Source organism: Streptomyces sp. NPDC049597, assembly GCF_040675505.1.
In the GTDB taxonomy this organism is placed as follows: domain Bacteria; phylum Actinomycetota; class Actinomycetes; order Streptomycetales; family Streptomycetaceae; genus Streptomyces.
On the sequence record NZ_JBFAOY010000042.1, the window covers coordinates 35,591 to 43,663 of the forward strand.

Annotated in this window: 8 protein-coding genes and 1 pseudogene; 7 read left to right on the forward strand and 2 right to left on the reverse strand. The window is 71.8% G+C overall.

Annotation, left to right across the window (positions count from 1 at the left end; genetic code table 11):
• Positions 1 to 40 precede the first annotated feature (40 nt).
• The 7 genes from AB0K02_RS30580 to AB0K02_RS30610 all read left to right on the forward strand — a co-directional run bounded on the left by AB0K02_RS30580 (position 41) and on the right by AB0K02_RS30610 (position 6,843).
• On the forward strand, positions 41 to 1,720 hold the full coding sequence (locus AB0K02_RS30580) for a sensor histidine kinase (protein WP_365995824.1): 1,680 nt from the start codon (positions 41 to 43) through the stop codon (positions 1,718 to 1,720).
• Positions 1,717 to 2,118: a hypothetical protein gene (locus AB0K02_RS30585; RefSeq protein ID WP_365995825.1), complete on the forward strand. Its 402-nt coding sequence runs from the start codon at positions 1,717 to 1,719 to the stop codon at positions 2,116 to 2,118. The genes AB0K02_RS30580 and AB0K02_RS30585 overlap by 4 nt, the downstream gene beginning before the upstream one ends.
• Positions 2,115 to 2,795, forward strand: coding sequence for a response regulator (locus AB0K02_RS30590; protein WP_365995826.1), 681 nt, complete (start codon positions 2,115 to 2,117; stop codon positions 2,793 to 2,795). The genes AB0K02_RS30585 and AB0K02_RS30590 overlap by 4 nt, the downstream gene beginning before the upstream one ends.
• Positions 2,796 to 2,945: 150 nt before the next feature.
• A complete protein-coding gene (locus tag AB0K02_RS30595; protein ID WP_365995827.1) occupies positions 2,946 to 4,304 on the forward strand; it encodes an ABC transporter substrate-binding protein in 1,359 nt (452 codons plus the stop codon).
• Positions 4,305 to 4,311: 7 nt separating this feature from the next.
• Positions 4,312 to 5,178: a sugar ABC transporter permease gene (locus AB0K02_RS30600; protein ID WP_365995828.1), complete on the forward strand. Its 867-nt coding sequence runs from the start codon at positions 4,312 to 4,314 to the stop codon at positions 5,176 to 5,178.
• Positions 5,178 to 6,014, forward strand: a complete 837-nt coding sequence (locus AB0K02_RS30605) for a carbohydrate ABC transporter permease (RefSeq protein WP_365995829.1) — start codon at positions 5,178 to 5,180, stop codon at positions 6,012 to 6,014. The genes AB0K02_RS30600 and AB0K02_RS30605 overlap by 1 nt, the downstream gene beginning before the upstream one ends.
• A 217-nt stretch (positions 6,015 to 6,231) precedes the next feature.
• Positions 6,232 to 6,843: a helix-turn-helix transcriptional regulator gene (locus AB0K02_RS30610; protein ID WP_365995832.1), complete on the forward strand. Its 612-nt coding sequence runs from the start codon at positions 6,232 to 6,234 to the stop codon at positions 6,841 to 6,843.
• Between the two features lie 22 nt (positions 6,844 to 6,865).
• On the opposite strand, the gene AB0K02_RS30615 is transcribed toward AB0K02_RS30610, so the two are convergent.
• Positions 6,866 to 7,840: a helix-turn-helix transcriptional regulator gene (locus AB0K02_RS30615; protein WP_365995830.1), complete on the reverse strand. Its 975-nt coding sequence runs from the start codon at positions 7,838 to 7,840 to the stop codon at positions 6,866 to 6,868.
• A 148-nt stretch (positions 7,841 to 7,988) separates the two neighbouring features.
• A pseudogene (locus tag AB0K02_RS30620) lies at positions 7,989 to 8,072 on the reverse strand (NAD-glutamate dehydrogenase domain-containing protein); the annotation flags it as partial.
• Position 8,073 lies beyond the last annotated feature (1 nt).

The window sequence follows — 8,073 nt, forward strand, 5'->3', positions numbered from 1 at the left end:
TCGTTTCGTTCACACAAATCCGGCCAGGCAGACTTAACCCATGCGCATTCCCCGCCCCCGCAGCCTCGCGGGCCAGCTCTTCGCGATGCAGGTCGTGCTGGTCGCCGCGATCGTCGCGGGCTGCGCGCTCTTCGCGTACTTCACGGACCGCTCGCAGGCAGAGGAGTCGGCCCGGCTGCAGACCAGCGCGACCGCGGCGGCCGCGGCGCGGTCGCCCTCGGTCGTCCAGGCGGTCCGCTCGGCCGACCCGTCGGCGGCGCTCCAGCCGTACGCGGAGGCCCTGCGCAAGGACGCGGGCATGGACTTCGTCGTGATCATGGATCCGCGGGGGCGGCGCTGGACCCACCCGGAGCCGGGCGAGATAGGACGGACGTATCTCGGCCACATCGAGCCGGCCCTGCGCGGCGAGATCTACAGCGAGCGGTACACGGGCACGCTGGGCCTGTCCGTGCGCACGGTGGCGCCGGTCCGCGACGGCGGGAAGGTCGTCGCGCTCGTCAGCGCCGGGATCACGATCGAGGAGATCAGCGAGCAGGTGGCCGAGCAGGTCACGGCGCTGCTCGTGATGGCGGGCGGCGCGCTGGCGCTCGGCGGCGTCGGCACGTACGTGATCAATGCCAGGCTGCGCCGGCACACCCACGGCATGAACGCGGCCGAGCTGGGGCGGATGCACGACTACCACCAGGCGGCGCTGCACGCGGTCCGCGAGGGCCTGATCATGCTCGACGGGTCCCGGCGCATCGCACTCGTCAACGACGGGGCGCGGGAGCTGCTGGGGCTCGGCGACGACGCGGTGGGCCGCCCGGTGGCGGAACTCGGCCTGCCCGCCCCGCTCACGGGTGCGCTGCTGGCGTCCGAGCCGCGGGTCGACGAGGTGCACCTGACGGCGGACCGGGTGGTCGTGGTGAACACGCAGCCGGTCGTCGGCGGCGAGAAGCGCGGCACGGTGGTGACCCTGCGCGACCACACGGAGCTCCAGGCGCTCTCGGGCGAGCTCGACTCGGAGCGCGGCTTCTCGCAGGCCCTGCGCTCGCAGGCCCATGAGGCGGCGAACCGCCTGCACACGGTGGTGTCACTGATCGAGCTGGGCCGCGCGGACGAGGCGGTCGACTTCGCGACGGCGGAACTGGAGCTGGCGCAGGCCCTGACCGACCGCGTCGTGGGCGCGGTCGGCGAACCGGTCCTCGCGGCGCTGCTGCTCGGCAAGGCGGCGCAGGCGAACGAGCGCGGTGTGGAGCTGGTCCTCACCGAGGACAGCCGTATCGACGACGGCGTCCTCCCGGCGTCGCTGCCGTCGAGGGACCTGGTGACGATCCTGGGCAACCTGATCGACAACGCGGTCGACGCGGCGGCCGGCGTCGGTACCCTGGTGCCGGCCGGCCCCGCCGAGTCCGGCCACGCCGAGTCCGACGCCGACCTGCGGGTCGCGCCGCCCCCGCCGGGCGGCGTGCGCGCACGCGTCACCGTGACGGCGCGGGCCGAGCGGGACGAGCTGCTGCTGCGCGTCACCGACACCGGTCCCGGTGTCGAACCCGAGTCGGTCGAGGACGTCTTCCGCCGCGGCTGGTCCACGCACGGCCCGGGCCGGGGCATCGGCCTGGCGCTGGTACGCCAGGCCGTCCACCGCGGCCATGGCACGGTCACGCTGACGCGCGCTCCGGAAGGCGGAGCGGAGTTCACGGTTCTGCTCCCGCTGAACACGACGGAGGCACCCGCATGACGCCCCTTTCCACCCGCGCCGCACCCGGCCCTCAGCGCCACCGCCCGTGCGCGTCGGCGCGCGGCCCGCGCCCCCGCGAAGACGCGGAGCACCGCCCCGCCGGCACCGCCCCGGTCCGCGCCGGAGCCGATCCCCTCCGCGCGGCGACGGGCCCCGACCGGACCGCCGAGCCGCACGGCAGACCGACGCCCCGCTCCCCGCGGCCGCACAGCGCGTCCACGCCGGCCGTCGCCGCCGTGCACCCCGCGGGCCACCCGGCCCACCCCGCCGCCGCCGACGCGCACGCCTTGGAGGCGCGCCTTCGCGGGCCGGACGCTCCGTCGCCGGGTCGCCCGGACGCGGCCGGCCGCCACGGCCTGACCGCGGAGCGCCGCTGTGCCCGGGAGGTGCTCGCGTGACCATCCGGGTACTGGTCGTCGAGGACGACCCCGTCGCCGCCGACGCGCACGCGCTCTACGTCGGGCGCGTGCCCGGGTTCGTCGTCGTGGGGGTCGCGCACTCCCGTGCCGAGGCCGTGCGCGCGCTGGACCGGGCGGAGGTCGACCTCCTGCTGCTCGACCTGTACCTGCCCGACGGACACGGCCTGCACCTCGTACGGTCCCTGCGCGCCGCCGGGCACTCAACCGACGTCATCGCGGTGACCTCCGCCCGCGACCTCGCCATCGTCCGGGAGGGCGTGTCGCTCGGGGTCGTGCAGTACGTGCTGAAGCCGTTCACGTTCGCCACCCTCCGCGACCGCCTCGGCCGCTACGCCGAGTTCCGGGCCGCCGCCGGAGAGGCCAGCGGGCAGGACGAGGTCGACCGCGCCCTCGCCGCACTGCGCGCGCCGCGCAACGCGACGACGCTCCCCAAGGGCCTGAGCGGGCCCACACTGGAGGCGGTCACCCGCACTCTGCGCGACTCCGGCGAGGGCCTGACCGCCACCGAGGCCGCCGCGGCCGTCGGCATCTCCCGGATCACGGCCCGCCGTTACCTGGAGCATCTGGTCACCGCCGGGCGGGCCGTCCGCAGCCCTCAGTACGGCCAGATCGGCCGCCCCGAGCTGCAGTACCGCTGGGTCAGCACCCGCCACTGAGCACCGCCTCGGGCCTCAACCGCCGCGCTCTGCACGGGGATTGATTTTGTCAACTGACCGGTCATACCGTCACGGGCAGCAGCCCGCAGCCCCGCGCCGCCCGCAGCACGCCCGGCGCCCGGCTCCCCCGGCTCAGAGGAGGTCGTGCTCGTGCGCCCCACCGCCCCACTGATCCTCACCGCCGCTGTCACCGCCCTCGCGGCGAGCCTCACCGCATGCGGCAGCGGCTCCGGCGGTGATCCGGACACCGTCGAAGTCGCCTACAACCGGTCCACCGACAACAAGATCCGCTTCAAGGACGCCTATCTGGAGGCGGCCAAGAAGCAGTTCGAGAAGGAGCATCCGGGCAAGAAGGTCAAGCTGATCCCGATCCAGGCCCCGGACAACGACTACGCCACCAAGGCGCAGCAGATGATGCGCTCCCCCAAGACCGCGCCCGACCTGGTCTACGAGGACACCTTCCGCATCAACTCCGACATCAGGGCCGGCTACTTGAAGCCGCTGGACGACTATCTGGCCGAGTGGGACCAGTGGGACCGCTTCGTGGACACCGCGAAGGCCGCGGCGAAGGCGGAGGACGGCAAGACGTACGGAGTGCCGGACGGCACCGACACCCGCGGGCTGTGGTTCAACAAGGAGATCTTCGCCAAGGCCGGGCTGCCCGCCGACTGGGCGCCGAAGAACTGGGCGGAGGTCCTCGACGCGGCCCGTACGGTCAAGAAGAAGGTCCCCGGCGTCATCCCGATCAACGTCTACACCGGCAAGGGCCCCGGCGAGGCGGCGGTCATGCAGGGTTTCGAGATGCTGCTCTACGGCACGGGCGAGGACCCTCTCTACGACCCGTCGGCCAAGAAGTGGGTGGCGGGCGGCAAGGGGTTCGAGGACGCCCTCGGCTTCGTGGGCACGGTGTACGAGGAGAAGCTCGGTCCGGACGTGTCCGACGCCCTCGACCCGAACATCGGCACACGGGTCGCCACCGAGTTCTTCCCCGAGGGCAAGCTGGCCATCTCCCTCGACGGTTCGTGGATGGGCCAGAACTGGGTGAACGAGGGCCCCAAGGAGTGGCCGGAGTGGAGCGAGAAGCTGGCGCAGGCACCCATGCCGACCCAGAATGGCCAGGCGCCCGGCAAGGTCTCGATGTCCGGCGGCTGGGCCTGGTCGATCCCGGCGAAGGCCCAGAACCCGGATCTGGCCTTCGAGTTCATCAGGACGCTGCAGTCGAAGGAGAACGCGACCGAGTGGTGCGTGGTCGGCGCGCAGATCGCGGTGCGCGAGGACGTCGCCGCCGATCCGCGGTACCTGAAGTCCATGCCGGGCATCGACTTCTTCACCGGCCTGGTGCGCTACACCCACTACCGGCCGGCGCTGCCCGTCTACCCGCAGGTGTCGACGGCGATCGGTGAGGCCATGGAGAAGGTGACCACGGGTGACGCGTCACCGGCCGACGCGGCGAAGGCGTACGACGAACAGCTGAGGACCATCACCGACGGCGCGGTCGTCTCCCGGTGACCGGCCGGTGAGCGCGTCCCGGACGGGACGGTGGCGGTGGGCCCCGCTCGCCCCCGCCACCGTCCTCCTGCTGCTGTTCCTCGCGGGACCGATCGGCTACTGCGTGTGGATCGCCTTCACGAACGCGCAACTCACGGGCCAGTCGGGCGCGGACTTCGTGGGCCTCGCGAACTTCCGTCGGGCCTTCGCCGACGAGAACTTCCGCAACGCGGTGTGGCTCACGCTCGTCTTCACGTTCGTCTCGGCGATCGTCGGCCAGAACACGCTGGGTCTGGCGCTGGCCGGTCTGATGCGGGTCGCGTCGCGTCCGGTGCGGACCCTCACCGGGGTTCTGGTGATCACCGCGTGGGTGCTGCCGGAGATCGTCGCGGCGTTCCTGCTGTACACCTTCTTCCGCCGCGAGGGCACGCTCAACGCGATTCTGGACTGGCTCCACCTCCCCTCGCAGAACTGGCTGTTCACGCTGCCGATCCTGGCCGTGTCGTTCGCCAACGTCTGGCGGGGCACCGCCTTCTCGATGCTGATCTACTCCGCCGCCCTGGCCGAGATCCCGCGTGACATCACGGAGGCGGCCGAGGTGGACGGGGCGAGCGGCCCGCGCCGCGTCTGGCACGTCACGCTGCCGATGATCCGCCGTTCCATCGGCACCAACCTGATGCTCAACACCCTCTCCACGCTGTCCGTCTTCGGCCTGATCTGGGCGATGACCCGCGGCGGCCCCGGCAACCGCAGCCAGACGCTGCCGGTGTTCATGTACGACCAGGCGTTCCTGAAGTCCCTGATCGGCTACGGCACGGCCGTGGCACTGCTGCTTCTGCTGGTCGGGTCGCTGTTCTCGGTGGTGTACCTGCGTCTGATGAAGGTGGAGGTGTGATGCGGGCCGTGATGCGCCGTGCCACCCGCGCCCGCCTCGCGGCGAACGGCGCGCTGCTGCTGACGGCGGCGGCCTTCGCCCTGCCGCTGGTGTGGCTGCTGCTGGCGTCGGTGGACGCGAACGCCGATCTGCGCGTACGGATTCCGTCGTCGCCGACGACGGAGAACTTCGCCGCCGTGCTCACGGACGAGATCACGTTCACGCCGATGCTCAACAGTCTGGTGCTGTGCGGCGGGGCGACCGCGGTGTCGGTGGTGTGCGCGGCGCTCGCCGCCTATCCGCTGTCGCGGCACCGTTCGCGGTTCACCCGCCCGTATCTGCTCACCATCCTGTTCACGACGTGCCTGCCGATCACCGCGGTCATGGTCCCGGTGTACGGGCTGTTCGTGCAGGTGAACCTGATCGACACGGTGTACGGTACGGCGCTGTTCCTCGCCGCCTCCCAACTCCCCTTCGCCATCTGGCTGATGAAGAACTTCATGGACGGCGTGCCGGTGGTGCTGGAGGAAGCGGCCTGGACGGACGGCGCGTCGAACCTGCAGACCCTGACCCGTGTGGTGCTTCCGCTGATGGGCCCCGGCCTGACGGTGGTGACGATCTACACGTTCATCATGCTCTGGGGGAACTTCTTCGTCCCCTTCATGCTGATCCTGTCCCCCGACCAACTGCCCGCGTCGGTCTCGATCTTCACGTTCTTCGGCAACTACGGCTCCGTCGTCTACGGTCAGCTGGCGGCGTTCTCGCTGCTGTACTCGGCGCCGGTGCTGGTGCTGTACGTGCTGATCGCGCGCAGGCTCGGCGGCGGGTTCGCCCTCGGCGGCGCGGTCAAGGGATGACGCCGGCCGGGGGCCGCACTGGCACGCCGGTACTGTTCGGTAGCTCCCGCATACGTCCACGGCCGTGGATCAGCTCGGAGATTCCTACGACATGTAGCTTGAGGGGAACGCACCGTAGTCGTCGGCGGCCGCGGCCCCGTACGTTGTGCCCGTGCAGTACACCCCTTCCCCGCCCTTCAACGCCCCCGCCGCGCGCCGTCTCCGCGAGGCCCTGGGGATGGCGCCCGGTCACGTCGCCTACGGACTGCGCGCCCAGTACGGACTCCACGTCTCGCCGGAGACGGTCATGGCCTGGGAACGCGGGCTCGCGACGCCCGGCACCCGTGAACTGACCGCCCTCGCGGGTGTTCTGTGGTGCTCCCCCGGCGAGCTGTTCGCCGCCGCGACGACCCTGCGCGAGCACCGCATCGCGCGCGGCCTGGCGCCCGACGACCTCGCCCGCCGGGTCGGTCTCGACACGGCCGCGTACCGGAGGATGGAGGAATCGGGCCACTGGCGCGGCAACGAGCGCCAGACCGCCGCACTCGCCGAGGCCCTGCAGCTGTCCCCGCGCGCGCTGCTGGCCGCCACGGGCCGCGACGAGGAACTGGCGGAGCTCCTGCGCAGCGCGGTGACCGCGCGCTGGCAGGCGTACGTCCGTCCGGTCGGCAAGATGCTCCCACTGGACCGCGGCCACCTGGAGGCCGTGCTCCAGCGGCTGCACGCCGACTACCAGTCCCGGATGGTGGCGACCCTGAGCTGGGGCGAGACGTCGAGGGACACGGGCGAGCCCGGCCGTGACTTCCTGGACAGCATCGTGGACCACTTCTGGGTCCTGTCCGGCGGCTGACCGCGGCCGGCGGGGGCGGGGGTCACAACCAGCCTCGGCGGGCGGCCAGGGCACCGGCCTGGAAACGGCTCGTGGCGCCCAGCCGTTCGAGGACCGTCTTGATCCGGCGCTCGATCGTGCGCGACGAGACCCCGAAGTGGCGGGCGATGCGCAGATCGGTCGAGCCCGCCGCCATCAGGCACAGCAGCTCCCGTTCGTCGTCGCCCAGATCGGTGTCGACCGTGCCTTCGACGCCCAGCGGCATCGCCATCTCCCAGACGGTCTCGAAGAGGCTGAGGAACCCGTCGAGCAGGTCGGAGCGGCCGATCACCAGGGATTCGGCGGTCCGGGTCCGCGACACCACCGGCACCAGGGCGAGATCCTCGTCGAAGACGACGAGCTTCATCGGGGTCCTGGCGATGAAACGCCCCTCCTCGCCGTGCGCGAGCATGTGGTGCATGCTCGCGCGGGCGGCCGGGTGGTTCAGCGCCTCGGCCGCGTAGACCGTCCGGTACGAGATGCCCTGGCTCATCCGCCGCAGCTGACGTTCGTCGTTGGTGCCGATCACCGCCGCGAAGGGCGGCGCCGCTATGCCCCGCACGCTGCTGCGGCAGTTCTCCTGGCCGGTCTCGAAGAGGTGCAGCATCTCCTGGGCCGACACGGCCCGGATCCGCGACGCGCTGCCCGCGCCACGGGCGGCGAGGTACTCCTGTGTGAGTGTCTCGACGGCCTGGCGCGACTGGATGACCTGGTCCTCCAGCCGGCGCACCCACTCGGCGGCGACCGCGCTCGGCGGCAGGACGACCACCTTCAGCGGCACCCCGGCAGCGTGCTCCGCGGCCCCCATGTCCACCAGGCGGCCGAGCGCCGCGTGGGTCTCCTGTTCGGTGAGGGAGGTCAGGGCGGCGAGCTCCGCGATCTCCAGCCAGGGCGACCGGGCGAGCTCGGCGTAGACCCTCTCCGCGACCGGGTCGTCGACCGGGAGGACGCGGCCCTTGCCCCTCATCCGCTCCGCCATGACAGTCAGCTCCCCTCGGCCCATCGCGTACGGCCCAAGGGATGATCTCACCAGGCCCGGCCGGAGCGCGGTGAGGGGAAACACAGTTTTCGCGGGCACCGTGCGCAGAGCACGAGAGCCGTGCCGCACCGCCGGTGGTCACCTCGTGGTCGGAGGTGTCCACACCGGCGCTGTTGTCGATCGCGTCCGTGTTGACCTTGCCGCCGTGGCGGTCGAACTCGATACGGCCCAAC

What these genes read in the sequence shown, in the direction of transcription:
- AB0K02_RS30615 (WP_365995830.1), bottom strand. Translation starts at nt 7,840, where the DNA reads ATGGCGGAGCGGATGAGGGGCAAGGGCCGCGTCCTCCCGGTCGACGAC.
- AB0K02_RS30605 (WP_365995829.1), top strand. Translation starts at nt 5,178, where the DNA reads ATGCGGGCCGTGATGCGCCGTGCCACCCGCGCCCGCCTCGCGGCGAAC.
- AB0K02_RS30610 (WP_365995832.1), top strand. Translation starts at nt 6,232, where the DNA reads ATGGCGCCCGGTCACGTCGCCTACGGACTGCGCGCCCAGTACGGACTC.
- AB0K02_RS30580 (WP_365995824.1), top strand. Translation starts at nt 41, where the DNA reads ATGCGCATTCCCCGCCCCCGCAGCCTCGCGGGCCAGCTCTTCGCGATG.
- AB0K02_RS30585 (WP_365995825.1), top strand. Translation starts at nt 1,717, where the DNA reads ATGACGCCCCTTTCCACCCGCGCCGCACCCGGCCCTCAGCGCCACCGC.